The organism is Hymenobacter defluvii (genome assembly GCF_017589435.1).
Lineage (GTDB): Bacteria > Bacteroidota > Bacteroidia > Cytophagales > Hymenobacteraceae > Hymenobacter > Hymenobacter profundi.
Window position 1 is genome coordinate 66,864 of the sequence record NZ_JAGETX010000012.1, and the last position, 23,314, is coordinate 90,177.

Genomic DNA, 23,314 nt, shown 5'->3' on the forward strand with positions numbered 1-23,314 from the left:
TAAAACCCAAAAATCTGCGCTACTGACGTATTCTTTTCACGCGCGGTGCTCGTTGCAGACTGCAAAGGTCGCGGAAAACGTTAAACCCCCACGTGCGGCACTAGTCAAACTTTTACCTGAACAATTCGTGTAGGGCTTGGGTGCCCGCTTGGGTAGGCTGCTGATCTTTTACTCCTCCGCGTTAAAATCCGCATCTTCGTTTCTTCATTCCGCGTTTTTCACTTTACTCTGTGCCTCGTTTTCTCTCCGTCATCCTCAAAGCACTGCTCGGCCTGGTTGGGCTGGTGCTGTTGTTGGTGATTGGGTTGCTGATTGCGCTGCGCATCCCGACGGTGCAAACGCGGCTAGTGCAACGTGCCGCTACGGTGCTGACGGAGAAGCTAGGCCAACCCGTTCGCATCGACCGGGTAGACATCCGGCCGTTTTCGCGGGTGTTGCTGGAAGGCGTGCAGGTGCTCGACCGGCGCGGCAACGAGCTGTTCAATATTGGCCGGGCTGATGCCGACATCAGCCTGTTTTCGGTGTTTGACCCGAACCATTTGCACGTGGGTAAGCTCACGCTGGAGGAGCCGCGCTTCGCCCTGATTACCTACGCCAACGAGCCCGACTCCACTAACCTGTCGCAGTTTTTGAGCGCAGTGCAGCGGCTGGTTGGTCCCAGCGATACCACCAAAGTCAGTAAGCCGTTCGACTTTCAGATAGAAAGCATCGGCCTGCGCAACGGCCGCTTTATCCTGGACCGTCGCGACGAGCCCCGCGCCCCTACCTACGGCCAGGCCGTGGACTACGCCCACATGCGCGCCGACAGCATCTACGCCGATTTCAGCAACATTCGGCTGGTAGGCGACACCGTGGCGGCGCGCATTCAGGGGCTGCGCACCATTGAAAGTAACTCCAATACCCGCATGCGGGAGCTGTCTGCGGCTATGGTGTATGCGCCCAAGTTCTGGGAATTTGCCGATTTGATGCTGCGCGTCGAGAACAGCCGCATCAGCAACTACCTGCGCTTCGACTACAATCGGTTCCTGAACTTTGCCGATTTCAACGACTCGGTGCAGGTAACGGCGCGCCTGCAACCCTCGCGCCTGTACTCCGACGACATTGCCAAGTTTGCCCCGCAGCTAGAAGACCTGAACGAGACCGTGCTTATCTCGGGCCAGGCCAAGGGCTACGTGCGGCGTTTCAACACCAAGAACCTCGATGTTCGGTACGGCCGCAACACGCACGTGGTCGGCGACATCAGCGTGGATGGCCTACCCAACTTCACAGAGAGCTTCATAGAGGCGCGCTTGCGCAACTCGGTGGTAGACGGGCGCGACCTGCGCCGCTATATTCCGGCCAGCGGACGCGGCTACGTAGACCGCCTGGGCGCGGTGAAGCTGAACGGGCACTTCCTGGGCTACTACAACGACTTTGTGGCCAATGGCTCGTTTGATACGCCGCTGGGCAAGGTGGTGTCCGACGTGAACCTGAAGTTCAAGACCGACCCGCGCTACTCCAGCTACGAGGGTCAGATCAAGACCACCGACTTTCAGCTGGGTCGCCTATTGGGCGACCAAAGCGTGATTCGGGACGTGACCATGAATGGGCGCGTGCAGGGCGTGGGCTTCACCAAGGAGGCGGCGCGGGTGCAGGCCAATGCCACCGTGCAGCGCATCTGGCTGAATGGCTACCGCTACCGCAACATTGCCATCAACGGCAACTTCCGCCAGCAGGCATTCCAGGGCAAGGTGTCGGTGAATGACCCCAACGTGAAGCTGGCGGCCAACGGCACCGTGAACCTGCGCACCGGCGCCGAGGCCTTCGACCTGCGCGCCGACGTGGACCGCGCCAACCTGCGCGCCCTCGGCCTCACCAACCAAAACGTGACCCTGGCCACCACGGCCGACGTGCAGTTCCAGGGCCTGCGTCTCGACGAGTTGGAGGGTAGGGTGCTGCTGCGCAACTCCCGCCTCGGCTACCAAGGCAACACCGTGCCCATCGACACCTTCGATATAGTGAGCACCCGTCAGGACGGCCAGCGTCTCACCACCCTGCGCTCGGAGGTGTTGGATCTGCGCGCCAAGGGCAACTTCGACTACACCCGCGTGCTAGACGACGTGCAGCGCCTGGTGGAAGAATACCGCCTCAATTTTGAAAGCAACGACGCGGCTATTGCCAATTACTACCGCCGCAAGCGCCTGCGCCCTACCCCCGAGTATCAGATTGATTTGGACCTGTACATCAAGCAGGCCAACCCCGTGCTGCAACTTTTTGTACCTCAACTCACCGTGTCGGACTACTCGCGGGTAGATGGGTCGTTCCGCAACGGCAACACGTCGATTTTCACGTTGGGCGGGCATTTTGACGAGATTCGCTACGACTCGGTGCGGGTGCAGGATACCGATTTCAGCCTGACCACTTCCAAGCTGCCTAACCAGCCCGAGGTACTAGCCCAGGCCAGCATCACCTCGGCGCGGCAGTTTTTGCCGGGGCTGGGCGCTACGGAGAACTTTTACGTGGAAGGCGTGTGGGATCAGGAGAAAATCAACTTCTCAACGGCCTTGGCGCAAACCAACACCACCAACCGCGCCCAGATCAACGGGTCGTTGGGTTTCCTACCCGATGCCGTGCAGCTTACGTTTCGGCAGTCGGGCGTGAACCTGCTGGACAAGCAGTGGACCATTGCGGCCAATAACTCGGTGGTGATTTCCAACGGCGGCAAGGAAATCGACATTCAGAACTTCATCATTTCCAACGGCGCGCAGAGCATCAGCGCCCAGGGCGCCATTTCGCGCGACCCTGCCAAGGAGCTGGCCCTGAACGTACAGAACTTTGAGCTGCAAACGCTGGGCGACTTCACCGATAACCGCCTGAAAGGCCGCGTGAATGCCCAGGGCACGGTGAGCAACGTGTTTGGTCAGTTGGCCCTCAACACCGATTTGAAGGTGGATTCTTTGCGCCTCGACGACGTGCTGCTGGGCGATGTAGAAGGCAAGGGCACCTGGGATGCCCCCAACGCCCGCATGGCCGTGAACCTGGATGTGGAGCGCGAAAACCGCCGCGTGGTGAACGTGACCGGCACCTTCACGCCGCAGGACGTACCTAACCAGCTCAACCTGGTAGGCGTGCTCGATGAGGCTCCCGTAAAGCTGGCCGAGCCGATTTTGAATACGTTGTTCAAGGATTTGGGCGGCACGGCGGTGGGTCGGCTTCAGGTCACGGGGAAGCTGGCCGCGCCCCACCTGGTAGGGTCGCTGGATGTGGCCAACGGTAAGCTCACATTCATTTACCTGGGCACTACCTACACGTTCTCTGACCGCATCACCTTCACCGACGACCGGATTGCGCTGAATAACATTCGGCTTTCGGACCCGCTTGGCAACTCGGGCACCATAGACGGCAACATCTACCACAACGGCTTCCAGGATATGCGGCTGGATTTGCGGGCCAATTTCCGCAAGCTGCAAGCCCTGAACACCACGCGCCGCGACAACGACCTATACTTTGGGACGGCCTACGCCACGGGCACGGCGCGGGTATCAGGCCCTACCGATGATTTGCTGGTGAATGTATCGGCTCGGAGCGAGGCGGGCACCCGGCTTTCCTTACCCTTCGATAATGCAGCCAAGGCCCAGCAGGCCAATTACATTCGATTTGTCAACCACAATATTCGGGATACCACTACTGTCCAGATAGCCACCGACACGGCCAAGCTAGACCTTTCGGGGCTGCGCCTGAACATGAACCTGGACGTGACGCCCGACGCCTATGTGGAGATTTTGCTGGATGAAAGCACCGGCGATATCATCCGCGGCACGGCCAGCGGGCAGTTGCGCCTGAACATCGACACCCGTGGCGACTTCAATATGTATGGGCAGATTGAGATTGTGCGCGGCGCCTATAACTTCACCCTGCAAGGCCTTGTAAACAAGGAGTTTGTTATACGGCCGGGCGGCACCATTGCCTGGAACGGTGACCCGCTGCAAGGCCAGATGAACCTGACGGCCGCATACACCCAACGCACCTCGGTGGCGCCGCTGCTGGGTAGCAACACTTCGGTGGTGCCCGTAACGGCAGTGATGAACTTGAGCGGCCCCCTGCTCCTACCCCAGATCAACCTGAACCTGGAGTTCAACGATATTCCGTCATCGTTGGAAGGCGATTTGGCGCCGTTCCTATCGGCGCTGCGCAACGACGAGCAGGAGCTAAACCGGCAGGTGTTCAGTTTGATTGTGTTCCGCCAGCTCACGTCGCCGGGTACGCTGTCGTCGGTATCGTTTCGGGGGTCGGATAACGCCTTTGGCAACAGCGTGGGGCAGGTGCTAAGCACTCAGCTCAGCGTACTCACGTCGCAGATCGACCCCAACCTGGAAATCAGCTTTAACCTGAACGGCCTGAGCGCTGAGCAGTTGCAGGCCTTGCAGGTGCGCCTGAGCTACTCCTTTCTGAACGGCCGTTTGCGCATCACACGCGAAGGGGGCTTCACGAACAACTACAACGCGGCCAACACTGCGCCTGGCAGCACCGTACCGGTACAAACCTCCTTTCTCGGCGACCTGAGCTTGGAGTACTACCTGCGCCCCGATGGCAAGTTCCGGGCCCGCCTGCGCTACGAAACCACCCCGCGCGACTTCTCCGCCCTTGCTGCTGGCTCCTCCAATGCCAACCTGCAAAACCAGCAGCGCGCCGGCCTGAGCTTGCTGCACACCGAGCAGTTCAACTCGTTCCGGGAGCTATTTGCCCGCAAGCGCGTCCGCCGCCGCGACGCCGCCCGCAAAGAGTTGAACATCGACGACGACCCACGCACCACGATTAAATAGCTGTTAGCTGTTAGCTGTTAGCTAAACTAACGAAAGCTATAAGCGAACAGTCATCGGCTATAAGCTTAAAATATAAGCTTATAGCCAATGCCGCGCACGTTCAGGATTTGCACTTGCGGGTCGGCGCGGAGGTAGCGGCGCAGGCGGGTGATGAACACGTCAAGGCTGCGGCCGTTGAAAAAATGATCCTGCCCCCAGAGGTCGAGCAGCACCGTGGAGCGCTCCAGTACGTGGTTGCGGTGGTCATAGAGGCGCCGGAGCAGCTCCGATTCGCGGTGCGTTAGCTCGATTTCGGTATCGGCCAGCCGCAGCTTTTGCTGGGTAGGCGCGAATATGTAGCGGCCTATTTGCAAGGGCTCCTGGGGCGTGGTACTTGGGGTAGGCACCGCCCGCTGCAACAGCGCCCGGATGCGTACCACCAGCTCGTCCATGCTGAAGGGCTTGCGTAGGTAGTCGTTGCCGCCCAGCTCGAAGCCGCGTACCACATCGGCTGGCTGGGAGCGGGCGGTAAGGAAAATGATGGGCACCGTCGTGTTTTCGCGCCGCAGCTGCTCGGCCAGCGAGAAGCCATCCAGGCGTGGCAGCATCACATCAGCCACTACGATATCGGGTATGGTTTGGCGAAACAGACGCAAGCCTTCCTCTCCATCGGCGGCGTGTTCTACCGCAAACCCGCGCACCTCCAGGCTGTCCTTGACAATCAAGGCTAGCGAGGATTCGTCTTCGATGAGAAGAATTTTTTGGCTGTTAGCTGATGGCTGATAGCTGGTAGCTGGTTCAGAATTCATTCGCCAACGGTTAACAGGTTGTAATTCATCTCAAAAGCGAACAGCTAATAGTCATCAGCTAACAGCTTAAAAAGAAGGCAGCCACAACGAAAACGTGCTGCCCCTACCCTGCTCGCTTTGCAGGTGTAGGCGGCCGCCGTGCCGCTCCACCACCTGCCGTACGTAATACAGTCCCAACCCAAACCCCTTGACTGGATGCAAGTTGCCAGTAGGCACCCGAAAGAATCGGTCGAACACGGCGGGCTGGTAGCTGGCCGGAATACCAATGCCGTCGTCGGCGACGGTGAGGCGCCAGCCGCTGGGCTCGGGCTGGCCCTGAATGCGGATGGTGACCTGCTCGCGGGAGTATTTAATGGCGTTGTCGATGAGGTTGCTGATGACGTTGCGCAGGTGCAGCCGGTCGCAGTGTACGGCGGTGGCGGCCACATCAACATCGAAACGCACGGGCTTGGCGCTGGTGAGCTGGTGCTGCTCTACCAGCTCAGCCACCAGCTCGGCGGGTTGTACAGTTTCGGGCGTCAGCCGGAGCGGTTCGCGCTCGGCCACGGCCATGTGTAACACGTGCTCTACCAACCCCGACAGCCGCGCCAGCTCCTGCTGCGAAATGGCAAGGTAGGCTTCGGTCCGCTGCGGGTTCTGCAAGGCCCCAAAGTGCTGCAATGCCTCCACCGCCGCTGATACGGTGGCAATGGGCGTTTTCAGCTCGTGGGTCATATTGTTGATGAAATCCTCCCGAATCTCCGACAGCTTTTTCTGCCGCAGAATCGTGCTCAGCATCAACCCAAAGCATACGGTAGTAAGCACCAACAAGCCCACCGAACCCGCCAGCAAGCCTCCCATTTGCCGCAGCAGGTAGGGCACCGGCGGCCGGAACGAAGCCCGCACGGCCACGCCCGGCAGGTGGGGTAGGGCTACGGCGGGCGTCTGCACCGGGTAGCCTGCCAGCGCAGTCGTCAGCCGGGTGCGCTGGGTGGTAGCCGTAGCCAGGGTATCGAACAGAAACGCGGTTTCGGCCTGGCGCTGGCGCAGCTCGGTTTGGTAGGCATCGGCTAGCTGACTGAGGTTGAGGGTAGGCGTGCCGGTGTGGCGCAGGAGCAATTGCAGAAACGCCTGGGCCACGCTGTCGTCTTGCCGACGGGCGGCCAGGGCACCAGCCGGCCGTTGGCTGCCCGCTTGCCAGAGTTGTTGCAGCTGCGTGCGGTCGGCTGCGTCCAGCTGCCGGATGGGTAGGGCCACGTGGCCGTAGCGGCTGCCGGTAGTGGCTGGTTGCAGCAACGTTTGCACGGCCGCCAACTGCTGGCGCTGTACCACCGCCAACAGCGCCTCGTGGGCCGTGCGGGCAAATTGCGCCGTGTTCAGCCGGTAGGTGGTGTAGAGCCAGTAGGCCTGGAACCCATTGATACCCAGCATACACAGGCTGATCAGCCAGAAGATAACACGTAGGCGACTTTTCATGGGCGGTATGGCTGAAGGGCGAGTACCTGCAAGTACGGCCGGAGGGGGTAGGGAATCAAGCCGTTAACATTCTTTAACACAAAATAACAGTCGTTTACGTCCGCTTGCAGGTCCTTTACACCACCTGTCATCCTGAGCAGAGCGAAGGACCTTCTCACGTCAGAACGAGTCGTTCTGACGTGAGAAGGTCCTTCGCTCTGCTCAGGATGACAGGTGGTTTTCAACTAATAACTGATAATCAGCTCCCAACAACTACCTATGCGTTCATATTCCCGCTTAAACAACCTAGCCGGCTGGGTGGTGTTTGGCCTCTCGCTGCTGGTGTACCTGCTCACCTTGGAGCCCACGGCCTCGTTCTGGGACTGCGGCGAGTTCATCGCCTGCTCCTACAAGCTGCTCGTGCCCCACCCCCCCGGCGCCCCTACCTTCCTGCTGCTGGGCCGCCTCGTCTCGCTGCTCAGCTTCGGCGACGTGACCAAAGTCGCGGTGCTCGTCAACGGCCTCTCGGCCCTGAGCAGCGCCTTCACCATCCTGTTTCTGTTCTGGTCCATCACGCTGCTGGCCAAAAAGCTCGTGCTGCGCCGCCCCGGCCTGCACGACGACCGCAGCCTGGAGCCGACCCTGGGCCAGACGCTGCTCATCCTGGGCGCCGGGGCCGTGGGCGCCCTCTCGTTTGCCTTCTCCGACTCGTTCTGGTTCAACGCCGAGGAAGCCGAGGTCTATGCCATGTCGGCGCTGGGCACGGCCACGGTGGTGTGGCTGATGCTCAAGTGGGAGAACCGCGCCGACGAGGTCGATAGTGACAAGTGGCTGGTGCTGCTGGCCTATGTCATCGGCCTGAGCATCGGCGTGCACCTGCTGAACCTGCTGGCCATCCCCGCCCTGGGCTTTCTCTACTACTTCCGCCGCCAGCCAACCCCCACCTGGGCTGGGGGCATCGCTACCTTGGTCATCAGCTTCGTACTGGTGGGCGCCATTCTGGTGGGCATCATTCCGGGCCTGCCCACGCTGGCGGGCAACTTCGAGGTATTCTTCATCAACAACCTGGGGCTGCCCTTCAACTCGGGCATCGTGCTGTTCATGCTGCTGCTGGTCGGGCTGATCTGGGTGGGTTTCCGCCAGAGCTTCGTGCGCCGCAGTCAGCTGCTGAACACGTTCATGCTCTGTTTCGTGTTCATTCTGATCGGCTACAGCTCTTACCTGATCGTGCCGATCCGCAGCTCCTACCACCCCACCATCAACGAAAACGACCCCGAGGATGTGCTCAGCTTCGTGAGCTACCTAAAGCGCGAGCAGTATGGATCGAGGCCATTGCTGTACGGCCCCCACGTGTTTGCTCAGCCGATTGACCAAGTAGATGCTGGACCTCGCTACGTGCGCCAGGGCGATAAATACGTGGTGGCCGAGCAGAAGCAGGAGCTGGTGTACCAAGAGCACGATAAGATGCTCCTACCCCGCATCTACGCCGATGCTAGCACCGCCCAGCGCGTGTCCTATTATCAGAAGTGGGTGGATCTACGCGAAGGCGTGAAGCCCACGATGGGCCAGAACCTGTCGTTCTTGTTCCGCTACCAGATGGGGCATATGTTCTGGCGCTACTTCCTGTGGAACTACGCCGGCCGCGAGAGCGACGTGCAGCAGGCCGGCATCTTGTGGCCCGCCGAAACGAGCCAGGGCCTGCCCGAGCGCGTGGCCGAGAGCAAAGCCCGCAACCAGTTCTTCGCCATTCCGCTCATCTTAGGGTTGCTGGGCTTATTTTACCAGGCCCGCCGCGACTCGAAGAACGCCTTGATCGTGGGCCTGCTGTTCGTCTTCACGGGTCTGGCTATCGTGGTCTACCTGAACCAGCCGCCCATTGAGCCTAGAGAGCGGGACTACACCTTCACGGGCGCGACCTATGCCTTTGCCATCTGGATCGGGCTGGGCGTGCTCGCGCTGGCTGACCTGCTGGGCAAAGTCGTCAAGGCCGATACGGCCCGCGCCGGCGTGGTGACGCTGCTGGGGCTGCTGGCGCCGGGCTTGCTCGTGGCCCAGGGCTGGGACGACCACGACCGCTCGGGCCGCTACAACTCCGTGGACTCGGCCCGGAACCTGCTCAACAGCTGCGCGCCGAACGCCATTTTGTTCACCAACGGCGACAACGACACCTTCCCGCTGTGGTACGCCCAGGAGGTAGAGGGCGTCCGTACCGATATGCGCATAGCGGTGCTACCCTATATGAACACCGATTGGCATATCGAGCAGATGAGGCAGCGTAGCTATCAATCGGCGCCGGTAGCCTTTTCGCTGGATAGCTCGCGCTACGCGCAGGGCACCAACGACTACCTGCCGTACGCCGAGAACCCAAGCGTAGGGGAAGTCAACTTGAAGGACTTTCTGCGCTTGGTGCAGGAAGACAGCGACTTGCTGAAGGTTAGTTACGGCGAAGGCGGGCCTACCCTACTGTCTTTCCCCTCGCCTACTTTCTACCTACCCGTAGACACGGCAGCCGTGCTGCAAAGTGGCATTGTCCCGAAGGAGCGACGCGGCCACTTGGTCAGTAAAATGACGTTCAACGTGAGCAAACGGGCGTTGGAGAAAAAGAGCCTGGCTATTCTGGACATTCTTGCCACCAACAATTGGAAGCGGCCCATCTACTTTGCTACCAGCGTGGCCCTGTCGCAGGACCACCTAGGGCTAGAGCCGTATTTCCAGCTGGAAGGGCTGGCGTGGCGCGTGCTCCCGCTGCGCAATCCCGACTACAACCCACGCGGCAACGACGATGGCTACGTGGCAAAAGAGATTCTGTACCACAATCTGATGCAACGCTTCGCCTATCGTGGCCTCAACAACCCCAGCATTTATTATGATGAAACCAACCTAATGTTTCCGGCCAGCTACCGCGATAAATTCGTGCGCCTCGCCAACGCCTACCTCGCCGCCGGCGATACGGCCACCGCCAAGCAGGTAGCCGACAAGTGCCTGACGGTGCTCCCCGATGCGGCCATCCCCTACGATTACTACTCGCCGGCGCTGGTGCCCGCGTTGGTGGCCGGAGGCGAAGTCAAGCGCGCCCAGCAACTAATGGATGTGCTCCTAGACCGCACGCAACGGGCGCTGGCTTACTACACCAGCCACCCCAACCCATTGATGGAACGAGAGTTGAATCAGCACATGGGCACGGCGCAGCAGCTCTACCTGGCCGCGCAACGGGTAGGCGACGCCCAGAGAGCCGAGCGTGCTTATCAATTGCTAGCGCCCTACCTGCGGTGAGGTGGTGAGTGAAATACGGCCATCATATTTCGGCTCCGCTCAACATGACAGCCCTGCCTTACCCTACCCTACTCAAGACCCTAACTAATACCCCAAAAAGCAACACTTCAAAAACTTCACGTTACTTTTGCCGGTATGGCCCAGGCGCGCTCCATTCGCAAAAAGACTCTCGGTAGTTATCCGCATACCATGGTGGTGTTCAGCATTACGCTGGCGCTGCTGGTGGTAGGGCTGTTTGGCACCTTGCTGATTTCGGGCTACAAAATCTCCAACCTCGTGAAGGAGAGCATCGAGATGCAGGTGTACTTGGAGCGCGGCCTACCCGAAACCCAGCTTCTGCGCTTGCAGCAGGACTTTGCCAGCAAGCCCTACATTGCTTACAAAGGCAGCCAGCCACAGGTGCGGTTTCTTTCCAAGGAAGAAGGTGCTAAGGAATTGATTGACCAGACCGGCGAAGATTTTCAGCAATTCTTGGGCGACAACCCCTTGCGCGATGCCTACATCCTCCGCATCAACGCCGAGTACGCCGACTCGGTGCAGCTAGGCCGCATTGTGCAGGAGCTGAAGAAGCAGGATGGCGTGTTTGAGGTGCAATACGTGCAGAGCCTCATCGATTCCATCAACCAGAACCTACGCCGCTTCACGTTGGTGCTGTTAGGCTTCGCGGTGGTGCTCACGGTGGTAGTGGTTATTCTCATCAATAACACCATTAAGCTGGCGCTGTTTTCGCAGCGCTTTCTTATTCGGAGTATGCAGCTGGTAGGAGCTACCCCGGCTTTTATTCAGTGGCCGTTTCTGAGGCGCGCTACCTGGCAGGGCGTGGCCAGCGGCGTACTTAGCGGGCTGCTGCTGTGGGGCCTGCTGCAATATGCGGCCCTCAACGTGCCCGAAATTCAACTGTTTCTAGATCAACGCTTACTTCTCGTTTTGTTTGTGGTGATGGTAGCGCTGGGAGCCGGCATAGGCTTTTTCAGCTCCTACCGCGCCGTTAAAAAATACTTGCGCTTGTCGCTGGATGATTTGTACTAAATAGGGTTTAGGATCTTGGTTTTTTGTTCATCGATTATACATCAGAACAACCGTATCTCTGAGACTCTAAGCCCCCAAGACCCCTACCCTCATGAACCAACGCTTTGCTTTTGGTCCTCGCAACTACCGCCTGATGTTTGTCGGGCTGGCAGTGCTGGCGGCCGGTTTCATCACCATGACCCTCGACTCGACCGATTACGGCGAAGGGTTCCTGGGTATCACGCTTGGCCCGATTCTGCTGGTCGTTGGGTTTCTGATTGAGTTTTGGGCCATTATGGCCAAACCCGGTGGGCCGGTAGAAACTCCCAAGTCTACCCAAGACACCATGCCTACCCCCCTGGCTACACCACCCACCACGCCTGTAGCTCCACCCACTCCCGCGCCGCGCCCTACCTACAACAAGCCACGCTCGTAAAAGCACCGGCATATTTATAACCCTCTGCTAGTCAGAACCAAGCTAATAGCTAACCGCTATCGGCTATCAGCTTACGCACAATGACGTATTGGCAAGCCATCCTCCTCGCAATTGTGGAGGGACTCACCGAGTTTCTGCCCGTTTCCAGCACCGGGCATATGATTATCACTTCGGCTCTATTAGGCATCACGGCTACCCCGTTCACGAAGCTCTATCTGGTCGTCATTCAGCTAGGCGCTATTCTATCGGTGCTGGTAGTGTACTGGCGCCGTTTTTTTCAGAGTGTTGATTTCTATTTGAAGCTACTGGTCGCTTTTCTGCCCATTGTGGTGGTTGGATTACTGCTGAAAAAGCATATTGATGCGCTACTGGAATCGGTGACGGTAGTGGCGCTGATGTTGGTGGTAGGCGGCGTAGTGCTGCTGTTCGTGGATAAGTGGTTTCCGCAAGAGCAGCAGGAGCAAGGTGGCCGCCCCGTCACGACGCCCAACTACCGCGAGGCCTTTATCATTGGCTTGTTTCAATGCATTGCCGTAGTGCCGGGCGTGAGCCGGTCGGCCGCTACCATTATTGGTGGTCTGACCCAAAAGCTGACCCGCCGCGCCGCCGCCGAGTTTGCTTTCTTCCTAGCCATGCCCACCATGACTGCCGCCGCCGCCAAAGACCTACTCGACTACTACCAGGAAGCCACCGAGCAGGGCATCCAGCTAGGCGACCTGTTTTCGCACGATGAAGTGATGCAGCTGCTGGTAGGCAACGTAGTAGCCTTTGTGGTGGCGTTGCTGGCTATTCGGCTATTCGTAAATTTTGTGGCCAAGTACGGCTTCCGCGCCTTTGGTGTCTACCGTATTATTATAGGCGGTATTCTGCTCTTGCTGATTGGCCTGAAAATCAACCTGCAACTCGTATAAATATGGCAGCCAGAACCTTAGCTGAGTTTGATTTTGAAGCGGGCGAAGTTCTGCTCGTAGATAAGCCCTTGACCTGGAGTTCATTCGATGTAGTGCGCAAGGTGAAGAACACCCTACGGCCGCGCAAAATCGGTCACGCCGGCACACTGGACCCGCTGGCTACCGGCCTGCTGATTCTGTGCACGGGCAAGCTCACCAAACAAATCGACCAGATTCAGGCGCAGGAAAAAGAGTACACCGGCACGTTCCGCCTGGGCCAGACCACGTCCAGCTTCGACTTGGAAACCCCCGTTGACCACGAGGTGCCCTACCAGCACCTCACCGAAGCCGACCTGCTGGATGCCGCCCAGCAGTTTGTGGGCACAATTCAACAAACGCCGCCGCTGTTTTCGGCAGTGAAGGTGAACGGCGAGCGGGCTTATGAGGTAGCCCGGCGGGGTGGTGAGGCCGAAATCAAGAGCAAGGAAATTACCATCAAAGCCTTTGAGCTGACGCGGGTAGAGCTACCCGAGGTAGACTTCCGGGTGGTGTGTACCAAGGGCACCTACATCCGCAGCCTCGCTCGCGATTTTGGCGTGGCGCTGGGCTGTGGCGCCCACCTCACCAAGTTGGTTCGCACCCGCATAGGCGAGTACCGGCTGGAGGATGCCTTTACGATAGAAGCCATTCAGGCCCTGCGCCCGCCCCGCCCCGAGGGTAGCACCCCGCGCCCCGAGCGCCCCCGCAAGCCCCGCCCCGAACGCCGCGCCGGCATCGAGTTCTACGAAAATAACGCAGGGAGTACCTCAGAGCAGCAGAAAGAAAATCATCTATTATCCTAAGCTCCGCTTGTGGATGATAGATGGACGAAAGACTTTCCAAATTCGTACAACCACCTCGATAGTTGTGGGCTCTCCCACCACCCATTCCTAGTTTTTAATTCTTAATTTTTAACTGAAAATGCACGTCGTTCGGGACCCGGCGCAGTTTCCTTACCTTGGCAATGCCGTGGTAACTAGCGGTACGTTCGATGGAGTGCACCTGGGCCACCAGAAAATTCTGCAACGGCTGCTGACGGTTGGCCGGCAGCACGGCGGCCCTACGGTGGTGATTACCTTCTGGCCGCACCCGCGCCTGGTGCTAGGACCGCCCCCCTCCCACCCCGAGCTGCTGGAGCTGCGCTTGCTGAATACGCTGGCCGAACGCGAAGCCAAGCTGCGCGATTTTGGCATTGAATATCTCCTGATTGTCCCGTTCACGAAAGAGTTTGCGAGCTGGACATCAGAGGAATTCATCCAGAAAATCCTGCTCGATACGGTAGGCACGCAGCGGCTCGTGATTGGCTACGACCACCGCTTCGGCAAGAACCGCGAGGGCGGCTTCGACTACCTGCACCAGCACGCCGACCGCTACGGGATGCGCGTGGAGGAGATTCCGCGCGAGGACGTAGACGCCGTGGGCGTGAGCAGCACCCGCATCCGCCGCGCCCTGGAAAGTGGCGATGTGGCTACTGCCAACCGGTACCTGGGCTACGCCTACCCCTTCACCGGCACTGTGGTGAAGGGCCAGCAATTGGGCCGCACCATTGGCTACCCTACCGCCAACATTCGGTGCGCGGAGCCTTTAAAATTGGTACCTGCTCGTGGCGTGTACGCCGTACGCGCCACCACGGCCGCTGGCACCACTTGCCCCGCCATGCTCAACATTGGCGTGCGCCCCACCGTGGGCGGGGACCTGGCTGAAACGGTAGAAGCTCACCTGCTCGATTTCGACGGTGACCTGTATGACCAGCCACTCACCGTGGAGTTTGTAGCCCGCCTGCGCGATGAGCAGAAATTCAATGGGTTGGATGCTTTGAAAGCACAGCTGGCGCTGGACGCGGAAGCCGCCCGGCAGCAGTTGGGGTAGAAAATACTTTCCGTTTATCGTCTGTCATCCCGTATCGAAACTTCTACGAAACTTTCGTAGTATAGCCTACCATATTATCTGGCTATGCGACGCATTGGTTTCTTGTTCCTGCTTTTCTTCTGCCTGGCCTCAGCAGCCAGCGCCCAGATAACCGTGCGCGGCGTAGCCCGCGATTCATTGACAAATGAGCCGCTGGGATTTGCCAGCGTGTTTCTGGCCAACACTACCTATGGCGCTACTACTGATGCGCAGGGTAGGTTTGAGCTGCGCGGGGTGGCATCGGGGCCGTATGAGCTGCTGGTTTCCTACCTAGGCTACCAGCTCTACCGCCGGGCTATCTTAGTGCAAGACAAGAATCTGAACGTCAATCTGCGGCTGCTACCTACCTCCCAGCAGCTAGCCGAAGTAGTGGTGCGCCCTCACAAAAATAATCCCGACGACTACCGCAAGTTCGAGGAGCTGTTCCTGGGTTCTACCACTTTCTCGCAGCAGTGCCGCATCCGCAACCCCGACGACGTGCTGGTAGACTACGACCCGCAGGCCAACGAACTGACCGCCACCAGTCGCGAATTTGTGTTGGTGGAAAACCGGGCGCTGGGTTACCGCGTGAAGTACTACGGCCTGCACTTCTCGGTTGATTTCAAGCGGCAGTTTGTGCAATTCTACGGCTCGCCGATATTCGAGGAAATGCGCGCCCGCAACACCCGCCAGCAGCGGCGCTGGGCCGAGAACCGCCAGCACGCCTACCACGGCTCGCAGATTCATTTCCTGCGCAGCGTGTACGAAAACCGGGTGGAAGACCAGGGCTTTCGGGTGCAGAAGCTGCGCATTGTGGACAACCCGCGCCGGGCCCGCGCCGATAGCATCATGCAGCATCTGCTGGCTACCTTGCCACCCGGCCAATCTTTGGTACTGCCCGACTCGGTGCAGCGCCACCGGCAGGAGCCGCGCAGCTACGGCTACCTCTATACCCGCCCTCTACCCATCGATAGCCTGCGCCAGCTCGTGGCTGATACCTGCCAGTTGCGCTTCCACGACCTGCTGCAAATCACCTACCTCCCCGAAAAGCCCGACCCGCGCTACCGACCGGAAGTGCCCGGCCAACTGCAACCCGGTCCCACCCCCTCTGAGGAAGTCTCGACGTTGTACCTGCAAGTGCCCGCCGTGCAGATTTTCCCGAACGGCCGCCTGGCACATCCGTTGGCCATCTACAACGACGGCTACTGGGGCTTCGAGAAAATGGGCGAAATGCTACCCTATGACTATATTCCGCCGCGGCCGTAGCTTTTCTATTGTGGTGGTTATGGCCTTATTCTACTCTATTTATACCTTATAAGGGATGTTCTACGCACGTTTCGCAGGATTGCTTTTATCCTTTCTATTACTAGTTCGGTGGACATCGGCACAAAGTACGCTGAGTGGCCGAGTGCTTGATGCGCAGACGAGAAAGCCCTTGGAAATGGCCAACGTCTTTTTTGCCAATACCACCGTGGGCACTCCCACCGATGCACAGGGAAACTTTACGTTTCCGACCCTGAAACCGGGCTCTTACACGCTAGTGGTTTCCTACCTAGGCTACCAGCTCTACAAGCAGACCATAACAGTAGCCGACGCCCCGCAAACCTTTATCATTCAGCTGGCACCTACCATCAATCAGTTGAGCGAAGTGGTGGTGCGCCCCCACCGCAACCGCCCCGCCGACTATGCCCGGTTTGCGCAACGTTTCCTGGGCAGTTCGTCTTTCTCGAAGCAGTGTAAAATCCGCAACCCGGATGGCGTAGTGGTAGAGTACGACGCCCAAAAAGATGTGCTTACGGCGTACACGCCCTACCAGCTCCAAGTCGACAATGAGGCCTTGGGCTACCGCGTGACGTTTTACGACCTCGATTTTCAGGTAAATTATGGGCAGCAAACCACTTACACCGACAGCCAGGTAAGCTTCCAGGACCTGACGCCCCGCAACGAGCGGCAGCGTCGGCGGTGGGCCGAAAACCGCCAGCGCGCTTACCAGGGTTCTTTCATGCACTTCCTGCGCAGCGTGTATCACGATGAAGTGGACGCGGCCGGCTTTCGGGTGCAGCGCTTGCAGCGCGAGGTGAACCAGCGGCGCGCTTGGGCCGACACGTTTATGCTGACACACAGCATATTAGGCGTCCGAAACCGTGGCTTGCCGATGGCCGTGGTGCACGCCCTACGCGAGCCGCCCATCACATCTGCCCTCAGCCCCGAGGAGTTGCCCATCGACAGCTTACGGCGACGAGCACCCACACAAACGTGGCTGCGGTTCCAGGGTCTGATGGCCGTAACGTATGAAGGCGAAGAAAAAGACGCGATGTACCAGCGGCTTTTCCCCGGCCCCAAGACCGACAGCAAGACGCAGCGCTCCGTTGTGCGGCTGCGTACGCCGGAAGCGGAGGTGGCCGCCGCGGGCGTCGTACGCACTATTGGCGCGGTAGTCACGGAAGGCTACTGGGGCTTCGAGCGGGTAGGCGAGTTGCTGCCGCAGGACTACCAGCCCCCGGCGCTGGAGTTGCGTATGAAACGTTAACTTTCTGGCGTACCCACCTATCCACCCGTATGATTGATAAAGTAGTACCCGACGCCCAGGCGGCGTTGGCTGGCCTCACCGATGGCATGACCCTGATGCTGGGCGGCTTCGGCCTGTGTGGCATTCCCGAAAACGCCATTCAGGAAATTCTGCGCCTGGGTGTGCGGGAGCTCACGTGCATCAGCAACAACGCCGGTGTCGATGACTTTGGCATTGGGCTGCTGTTGCAAACCAAGCAGGTGCGCAAGATGATTTCCAGCTATGTAGGCGAAAACGCTGAGTTTGAGCGTCAATTGCTGAGCGGTGAACTGGAGGTGGAATTGCTACCGCAGGGCACGCTGGCCGAGCGCGTACGGGCGGGCGGCGCGGGCATTCCGGCCTTCTACACGCCGGCTGGCTACGGCACGGAGGTAGGCGAAGGCAAGGAAAGCCGGGAGTTCAACGGCAAGATGTACCTGCTGGAAACCGCCCTGCACGCCGATTTTGCCTTCGTGAAAGCCTGGCGCGGCGACACGGCCGGCAACCTTATCTACAAAGGCACGGCCCGCAACTTCAACCCCATGATGGCTACGGCAGGCAAAATAACGGTGGCCGAGGTTGAGGAACTGGTGCCTGCCGGCGAGCTAGACCCCAACCACATCCATACGCCTGGCATCTTCGTGCAGCGCATTTTTGAAGGTAGGAACTACGAGAAGCGGATTGAGCAACGCACGGTGCGGCATTAATTTTTCGCGCAGAGGTTCGCGGATACCTGCGCTGAGGTTCGCGGAGGTCGTTCACTACGGACCTCTGCGCACACCTCAGCAACCAAACAACATGTTGAACAAGAATCAAATAGCCCAACGCATTGCCCAGGAGCTGCGCGACGGGTACTACGTCAACCTGGGCATTGGCATCCCTACCCTGGTGGCTAACTATATCCCGGCAGGCATCAACGTAGAGCTACAGTCCGAAAACGGGCTGCTGGGCATGGGGCCGTTTCCGACGGAAGCCGAGGTAGACCCCGACCTCATCAACGCCGGCAAACAAACCGTGACAACCCTACCCGGCTCCAGCTTATTCAGCTCGGCCGATTCGTTTGCCATGATACGCGGCGAGCACGTAGACCTGACGATTCTGGGCGCCATGGAGGTATCCGAAATTGGGGATATTGCCAACTGGAAGATACCCGGTAAGATGGTGAAGGGTATGGGCGGCGCCATGGACCTGGTGGCTTCGGCCCGCAACATCATCGTGGCCATGCAGCACACCGCCCGCGACGGCAGCAGCAAGCTCCTACCTGCCTGCACCCTACCCCTCACGGGGGTGCGCTGCGTCAAGAAAATCGTGACGGAGCTGGCTGTGCTCGATATAACGCCCGACGGCTTCGTGTTGCGCGAGCGGGCGCCCGGCGTATCGGTAGAGCAAATACAAGCCGCCACCGCCGGTCGCTTGGTAGTGCCGCAGGGCGAGGTGCCGGAAATGAGGTTGTGAGGAAGGTAGGCTATCAGCAGCCAGTCACAAGTGCTAATTGAACGGTGTAGAGACGCATACTTGCGTCTCGTCGTTGAACAACCAACATCAGCAACGACGAGACGCAAGTATGCGTCTCTACACCGTTCATATTCAATTCGAACGGCTTACTGCGCGTGCATAAGCTTGTGCCAGAGCTGGCGGCGGGTAGGGCCGTGGTTGGTGAGGATACGACGCACTGGTACCACGGCCGTGAGCGTTACCACCAGCGCCAGCGCTACCCGTGCCCACCACCACGGCATTAAGTACAGCACAGCGGCCAGCCCAATGCTCAACAGATTCATGAGGGTAGAGGCGTTGTTGCGCATGTTGCTGAAATCGATGTTTTTGCGGATCGGTTTCGCTTTGTAAAGACTGCCCCACAAGCCCAAGGCCAGCAGCGGCAGCGAGGCCAGCGGCAGCAGCGGTAGCTGTTTCCACTGGTCCCGCGGAAACAAGGCCAGCAGCACCCCAGCCGACAGCAAGCAATCAACAAACACCACTGGCAGCGCCAGCCGCAGGTAGCCAGTTAGCAAACGCGGCGTCAGGCCCAGGCGCTCCAGCTCGTTGGTGGTAGCTACCCAGCAGTAACCCAGCAGGTTATTATTGACATAGGTGAAGCTGATGACCGGCAGAAACGAGAAATAGAACAAAGATTTCATGAAGCCTGCATCGCCCTTGCGGAGCAGGATTCCTGTCGCCACCAGCATGATAAGCTTGAAGCTGACACCCATTAGCAACGCCGGCCAGGTTTTGCGCAAATACAATTTCCACTCCGGCGAGAGCCGATTTTGCCACTGACTCTCAGTAGGCTCGGTCGTGCGCTCTACCATATAACGGGCACTGAAACGGGGCCCTACCAGCCTGAGTGCCACTACCCACAGCAGCAATGGCCCAGCCACCGCCAGCAACCGTAGCCAGTTCGTAGAGATAGGCAACTGCCACCCCAAGCCGTCGCCCAGCCAGAACACCGCCGCCAGCAGACACAGCAAATTCAGCCAAAACAAAGGGTGCCACCAGCGCCCCACCGACAGTAGCAGCCGCATATTAAAGCTTAGGGCGGCCGCGCTCAGCCACACCAGCAAGCTCAGGCCCAACGGCTGCCAAAAAGTTGGAGCCACAGCCACTACCACCAGCAAGAACAGTAGGCTCATTGCCCGCCGCACCGACACCAGATCGAGCACAAAGGCCGTCACCGCATTCAGGCGGGCCGACACCGGCAGCGGCTCGGGCAGCGGCCGCTCTACGGTGCGGTACGTGGGTAGGAAATCGGCCATCAATACCGTAGCAAAAAGCGTGGTGTTGATGGCGGCCAACAGATTAGGGAGCGAGACGCCCGGTATTGTATCAGCGTGATTGAGCAAATAGCCCAGTCCCAAGCTATACAAACCTACTGTGATGCCAATTAAGAGTGTGGCTACCCGACGCTCGCCAGCGGGCCAGAACACCGCCAGCAGTTGCCGGCCCAGCAGGTAGGGTAGGAAGTGACCTAAACGGCCTAGTTGGTGAGCCATGTGAGGTCGTGGGTGGAAACGGTGGGCTGGAGCAGTTGCAGCAGGGCATCGGAGAGGTAGGCGTCGCGGTCTTGCGTAAACTCCTGCATCGTGCCCCAGAATTTCACCTCGGCCTCGTCGATGATGAGTAGGTGCGTCGCCACTTTTTCGATGTGCGCCAGATTGTGCGACGAAATAAACGTGAGGGCCTGACTCCGGTAGGTGCCCAGCAGCGTCAGCACCCGCTCGGCCGAAAACACGTCGAGGCCGTTGAGGGGTTCGTCCAGAATCAGTAGCTCGGGGCGGTGCAGCAGGCAGGCGGCCACGGCCACCTTCTGCTTCATGCCCGTCGAAAACGAGCTGAGCCGCTTGGTGCGCACCTGCTCAAACTCTTCCAGCAAGTGCCCCAGCAGGCTCTCGATGCGGCTAGTGGCGTCGGGCAGTTCGTATACCCGGGCCACGAACCGTAGGTATTCCACGGCTGTGAGCTGCTCCACCAGATGGCCTTGGTTGATGAGTGCCCCAATGCGCCGTTTCACGGCCACCGGAAACGTCTCGCCCAGCGGCTCTCCGTCCAGCACAATACTGCCCGACGAGGGTAGCAGCACATTCACCAATAAATTGAACAGTGTACTCTTGCCGGCCCCATTGCGCCCCACAACGCCCACACAATACCCGGCTTCGGCGCGCAAACTCACGTCGCGCAGCACTGTTTTGGTCCCAAATGATTTGGTCAGATTCCGTAATTCTAATTCCATGAAGCTAGGTATAGACTCCTTCTATATCGATGAGGCAGTAAGTTACAGAACCGACGGATGAGTAGCGGGAATTACGCTGACAATTAGCAGATGCCTAGTCCTTAGCGCCCTAGGCGACAACTATCTGAGGTGCGCATTTTCGCTGGCAACGCAGCTTGTTACATTCGCTACCCGACGCGCACGAAAAAGCCGGGGGCGGTTTCTTCAATTGAAGAAACCGCCCCCGGCTTTTTCGTGGCTTGCGGCCTACTTACTCTTTGTGCAGACTATCAGCCGATTCGGTTACGACGGTATTGGGCGACGTGTACTCGGTGGAGGGCACGGCCGCGGGCATGGTGGGCACAGAATCGCGCTGGGTGGAATCCTGTTGCACTATCACGGCCGCATCGGAGGTAGCAGCCGAATCGGAGGGCGTGGAGTTGCAGGCGCTTAGGCTGGCCGTGGCGGCCAGCAGCCATAAGAACGTGAGGCGTGAGGTTGACATCAGAAGTAGGGATTAGAGAGATGAGGAGTATGCTTGTCGAAACGAATCTGGGGGGTAGGAGGTTATAGAATACTGCGCGCCGCCAGTCCGTGCGCGGTTGGTTTCTGACCCGCAACGTCCGTAGTTTAGTATCAACTGCGCCCGTTTCTACGTAGGCGTACCCAAACAGGCAGTATGCATGCTGCACTATATTTCTGCAAATCAACCTTCTATATATGCCCGCAACGAGTTCTAATACCAAAACCAGCGGCGGCCACGCCAAAAAACAAACCCTACCCGGCATGCCCACTGTACCCGAGCTACTGACGCCTACCGCTATTCCGGCCCACAAGCTGGTCCTGCGCACCCTGAAGCGCGGCGATTTCAAGGCCGTGAAGGAAATCATGGACAAGGTGTACTCCAATATGGAAGGCGCCTGGGCCCAGGACGAGTACAACAACCTGCTGAAGAAATTTCCGGAAGGCCAGATCTGTATTGAAGACAACGGCCAAGTGGTAGCCGCCGCGTTGGCTATCATTGTGGAATACAGCAAGTTCGGCGACAAACACACCTACGCCAAAATTACGGGCAACGGCAAGTTTGACACCCACGACGCCAACGGCGACACCCTCTACGGCGTGGACGTGTTCGTGGACCCCGAGTACCGCTCGCTCCGCCTGGGCCGCCGTCTCTACGACGCCCGCAAGGAGCTGTGCGAAAATCTGAACCTGCGCGCCATGGTGGCCGGCGGCCGGATTCCCGGCTACGCGGCCTACGCCAACGAAATGACCCCAGCCAAGTACGTGGAGATGGTGCGCAATAAGGAGCTGACCGACCCCATCCTCACCTTCCAACTGGCCAACGATTTCTACGTGCGCAAGCTCATCCGGGGCTACTTACCCTACGACTCCGAGTCGAAAGCATACGCTACCCTGCTGGAATGGATTAACGTGTACTACGACGAGGAAACCGATAAGCTGATCGGTAACCAGAAGTCGAACGTGCGCATTGGCATTGTGCAGTGGCAGATGCGGGCCACGCAGAATCTGGAGGACTTTTTCCAGCAGATGGAGTTTTTCGTGGACACCGTGTCGGGCTATAAGGCCGACTGCGTGCTGTTCCCGGAGTTCTTCAACGCCCCCATGATGGCCCTCACCAACGAGGAGTCGCCCTCGGTGGCTATCCGCTCGATGTCGGCCTACACTGAGCCCATCAAAACCAAGATGATGGAGCTGGCTGTGAGCTACAACATCAACGTCATTGCCGGCTCCATGCCGCTGTACGAAGATGGCAAGCTATACAACGTCAGCTACTTATGCCGGCGCGACGGCACCGTGGACGAGCAGTACAAGCTGCACGTAACCCCCGACGAAGCCAGCTATTGGGGCATGCGCGGCGGCGACAAGCTGAAGTGCTTTGATACGGACTTCGGTAAAATCGGCATTCTGATTTGCTACGATGCGGAATTCCCCGAGCTAGCGCGTATGCTGAGCGACGAGGGCATGAAAATCTTGTTTGTGCCTTTCTGGACGGACACCAAGAACGCCTACCAGCGCGTGCGCCTCTGCGCCCAGGCCCGCGCCATCGAAAACGAGTGCTACGTGGCCATTACCGGCTCGGTGGGCAACCTGCCGCGCGTCGAGAACATGGACATCCAGTATTCGCAGAGCGCCGTGTTCAGCCCCTCGGACTTTGCTTTCCCGCACGATGCCATTGTAGCCGAAGCCACGCCTAACACCGAGATGACCCTGATTGCCGACCTGGACCTGGACCTACTGAAGGACCTCAACACCAGCGGCGCCGTGCGCAACCTCCGCGACCGACGCCGGGACCTCTACTCGGTGAGCTGGGTAGGCAAAAACGAGCGCGCCGACGAACTGCTGGAAATGGGTGCCGAGCGCGCCCCCAAAACCAGCCGCCGCAAAACCACGGCTGAGTAGGCATCGCCTACTTATAGCCTCAGCAAAACCGTTTTAGCGGATTATTCCGTATCTCTACTTGTGTGCACTATGCTAAACAGCC

General features: G+C 58.9%; 17 protein-coding genes. 12 read left to right on the plus strand and 5 right to left on the minus strand.

From position 1 onward, the window contains the following. Nucleotides 1-230: 230 nt before the first annotated feature. Complete coding sequence (locus tag J4D97_RS23910) at nt 231-4,802, plus strand: translocation/assembly module TamB domain-containing protein (RefSeq protein ID WP_208308697.1); 4,572 nt, start codon at nt 231-233, stop codon at nt 4,800-4,802. A gap of 65 nt (nt 4,803-4,867) precedes the next feature. On the opposite strand, the gene J4D97_RS17475 is transcribed toward J4D97_RS23910, so the two are convergent. Together J4D97_RS17475 and J4D97_RS17480 are read right to left on the minus strand one after the other, a co-directional pair. After that, nucleotides 4,868-5,590: a response regulator transcription factor gene (locus tag J4D97_RS17475; protein WP_208308698.1), complete on the minus strand. Its 723-nt coding sequence runs from the start codon at nt 5,588-5,590 to the stop codon at nt 4,868-4,870. Between the two features lie 66 nt (nt 5,591-5,656). Then, nucleotides 5,657-7,045 carry a sensor histidine kinase gene (locus tag J4D97_RS17480; RefSeq protein WP_208308699.1) on the minus strand — a complete coding sequence of 463 codons (1,389 nt, stop codon included), beginning with the start codon at nt 7,043-7,045 and terminating at the stop codon, nt 5,657-5,659. 258 nt (nt 7,046-7,303) lie between these two features. Between J4D97_RS17480 and J4D97_RS17485 the strand changes: the two genes are divergently transcribed. From J4D97_RS17485 to J4D97_RS17530, 10 genes are all read left to right on the plus strand, one after another. Beyond that, on the plus strand, nt 7,304-10,297 hold the full coding sequence (locus J4D97_RS17485) for a glycosyltransferase family 117 protein (RefSeq protein ID WP_208308700.1): 2,994 nt from the start codon (nt 7,304-7,306) through the stop codon (nt 10,295-10,297). Between the two features lie 135 nt (nt 10,298-10,432). Next, the gene (locus J4D97_RS17490; protein ID WP_185280985.1) at nt 10,433-11,326 is read left to right on the plus strand and encodes a cell division protein FtsX; all 894 of its coding nucleotides are present in this window, start codon (nt 10,433-10,435) and stop codon (nt 11,324-11,326) included. A gap of 91 nt (nt 11,327-11,417) precedes the next feature. Then, nucleotides 11,418-11,741 carry a DUF3098 domain-containing protein gene (locus tag J4D97_RS23915; protein ID WP_208308701.1) on the plus strand — a complete coding sequence of 108 codons (324 nt, stop codon included), beginning with the start codon at nt 11,418-11,420 and terminating at the stop codon, nt 11,739-11,741. Between the two features lie 80 nt (nt 11,742-11,821). Beyond that, nucleotides 11,822-12,652: an undecaprenyl-diphosphate phosphatase gene (locus J4D97_RS17500; protein ID WP_208308702.1), complete on the plus strand. Its 831-nt coding sequence runs from the start codon at nt 11,822-11,824 to the stop codon at nt 12,650-12,652. Between the two features lie 2 nt (nt 12,653-12,654). Then, entirely contained in the window at nt 12,655-13,473 is an 819-nt protein-coding gene (truB, locus tag J4D97_RS17505; protein WP_208308703.1) for a tRNA pseudouridine(55) synthase TruB, read from the plus strand. A gap of 118 nt (nt 13,474-13,591) precedes the next feature. Continuing rightward, nucleotides 13,592-14,539 carry a bifunctional riboflavin kinase/FAD synthetase gene (locus J4D97_RS17510; protein WP_208308704.1) on the plus strand — a complete coding sequence of 316 codons (948 nt, stop codon included), beginning with the start codon at nt 13,592-13,594 and terminating at the stop codon, nt 14,537-14,539. Between the two features lie 84 nt (nt 14,540-14,623). Then, a complete protein-coding gene (locus tag J4D97_RS17515; RefSeq protein WP_208308705.1) occupies nt 14,624-15,823 on the plus strand; it encodes a carboxypeptidase-like regulatory domain-containing protein in 1,200 nt (399 codons plus the stop codon). 55 nt (nt 15,824-15,878) lie between these two features. Then, a complete protein-coding gene (locus J4D97_RS17520; protein ID WP_279592457.1) occupies nt 15,879-17,087 on the plus strand; it encodes a carboxypeptidase-like regulatory domain-containing protein in 1,209 nt (402 codons plus the stop codon). Nucleotides 17,088-17,116: 29 nt separating this feature from the next. Further along, complete coding sequence (locus tag J4D97_RS17525; RefSeq protein ID WP_208308707.1) at nt 17,117-17,812, plus strand: CoA transferase subunit A; 696 nt, start codon at nt 17,117-17,119, stop codon at nt 17,810-17,812. A 91-nt stretch (nt 17,813-17,903) separates the two neighbouring features. Next, nucleotides 17,904-18,560 carry a CoA transferase subunit B gene (locus J4D97_RS17530; RefSeq protein ID WP_208308708.1) on the plus strand — a complete coding sequence of 219 codons (657 nt, stop codon included), beginning with the start codon at nt 17,904-17,906 and terminating at the stop codon, nt 18,558-18,560. Between the two features lie 146 nt (nt 18,561-18,706). Here J4D97_RS17530 and J4D97_RS17535 read toward each other — a convergent pair whose 3' ends face one another. From J4D97_RS17535 to J4D97_RS17545, 3 genes are all read right to left on the minus strand, one after another. Next, nucleotides 18,707-20,092 carry a hypothetical protein gene (locus J4D97_RS17535; RefSeq protein WP_208308709.1) on the minus strand — a complete coding sequence of 462 codons (1,386 nt, stop codon included), beginning with the start codon at nt 20,090-20,092 and terminating at the stop codon, nt 18,707-18,709. Further along, nucleotides 20,077-20,829, minus strand: a complete 753-nt coding sequence (locus tag J4D97_RS17540; RefSeq protein WP_208308710.1) for an ABC transporter ATP-binding protein — start codon at nt 20,827-20,829, stop codon at nt 20,077-20,079. Before J4D97_RS17540 ends, J4D97_RS17535 begins: the two co-directional genes overlap by 16 nt. A gap of 250 nt (nt 20,830-21,079) precedes the next feature. After that, the gene (locus J4D97_RS17545) at nt 21,080-21,313 is read right to left on the minus strand and encodes a hypothetical protein (protein ID WP_208308711.1); all 234 of its coding nucleotides are present in this window, start codon (nt 21,311-21,313) and stop codon (nt 21,080-21,082) included. A gap of 281 nt (nt 21,314-21,594) precedes the next feature. Here J4D97_RS17545 and J4D97_RS17550 point away from each other — a divergent pair, with 281 nt between their 5' ends. Beyond that, entirely contained in the window at nt 21,595-23,232 is a 1,638-nt protein-coding gene (locus tag J4D97_RS17550; protein WP_208308728.1) for a bifunctional GNAT family N-acetyltransferase/carbon-nitrogen hydrolase family protein, read from the plus strand. Nucleotides 23,233-23,314: the final 82 nt, after the last annotated feature.

Excerpts from the sequence above, each read along its gene's own strand:
- J4D97_RS17545 (WP_208308711.1), bottom strand. The coding sequence starts at position 21,313 with ATGTCAACCTCACGCCTCACGTTCTTATGGCTGCTGGCCGCCACGGCC.
- J4D97_RS17535 (WP_208308709.1), bottom strand. The coding sequence starts at position 20,092 with ATGGCTCACCAACTAGGCCGTTTAGGTCACTTCCTACCCTACCTGCTG.
- J4D97_RS17500 (WP_208308702.1), top strand. The coding sequence starts at position 11,822 with ATGACGTATTGGCAAGCCATCCTCCTCGCAATTGTGGAGGGACTCACC.
- J4D97_RS17490 (WP_185280985.1), top strand. The coding sequence starts at position 10,433 with ATGGCCCAGGCGCGCTCCATTCGCAAAAAGACTCTCGGTAGTTATCCG.
- J4D97_RS17480 (WP_208308699.1), bottom strand. The coding sequence starts at position 7,045 with ATGAAAAGTCGCCTACGTGTTATCTTCTGGCTGATCAGCCTGTGTATG.
- J4D97_RS17475 (WP_208308698.1), bottom strand. The coding sequence starts at position 5,590 with ATGAATTCTGAACCAGCTACCAGCTATCAGCCATCAGCTAACAGCCAA.
- truB (WP_208308703.1), top strand. The coding sequence starts at position 12,655 with ATGGCAGCCAGAACCTTAGCTGAGTTTGATTTTGAAGCGGGCGAAGTT.
- J4D97_RS17510 (WP_208308704.1), top strand. The coding sequence starts at position 13,592 with ATGCACGTCGTTCGGGACCCGGCGCAGTTTCCTTACCTTGGCAATGCC.
- J4D97_RS17520 (WP_279592457.1), top strand. The coding sequence starts at position 15,879 with ATGTTCTACGCACGTTTCGCAGGATTGCTTTTATCCTTTCTATTACTA.
- J4D97_RS17540 (WP_208308710.1), bottom strand. The coding sequence starts at position 20,829 with ATGGAATTAGAATTACGGAATCTGACCAAATCATTTGGGACCAAAACA.
- J4D97_RS17550 (WP_208308728.1), top strand. The coding sequence starts at position 21,595 with ATGCCCACTGTACCCGAGCTACTGACGCCTACCGCTATTCCGGCCCAC.
- J4D97_RS23915 (WP_208308701.1), top strand. The coding sequence starts at position 11,418 with ATGAACCAACGCTTTGCTTTTGGTCCTCGCAACTACCGCCTGATGTTT.
- J4D97_RS17525 (WP_208308707.1), top strand. The coding sequence starts at position 17,117 with ATGATTGATAAAGTAGTACCCGACGCCCAGGCGGCGTTGGCTGGCCTC.
- J4D97_RS17485 (WP_208308700.1), top strand. The coding sequence starts at position 7,304 with ATGCGTTCATATTCCCGCTTAAACAACCTAGCCGGCTGGGTGGTGTTT.
- J4D97_RS17515 (WP_208308705.1), top strand. The coding sequence starts at position 14,624 with ATGCGACGCATTGGTTTCTTGTTCCTGCTTTTCTTCTGCCTGGCCTCA.
- J4D97_RS17530 (WP_208308708.1), top strand. The coding sequence starts at position 17,904 with ATGTTGAACAAGAATCAAATAGCCCAACGCATTGCCCAGGAGCTGCGC.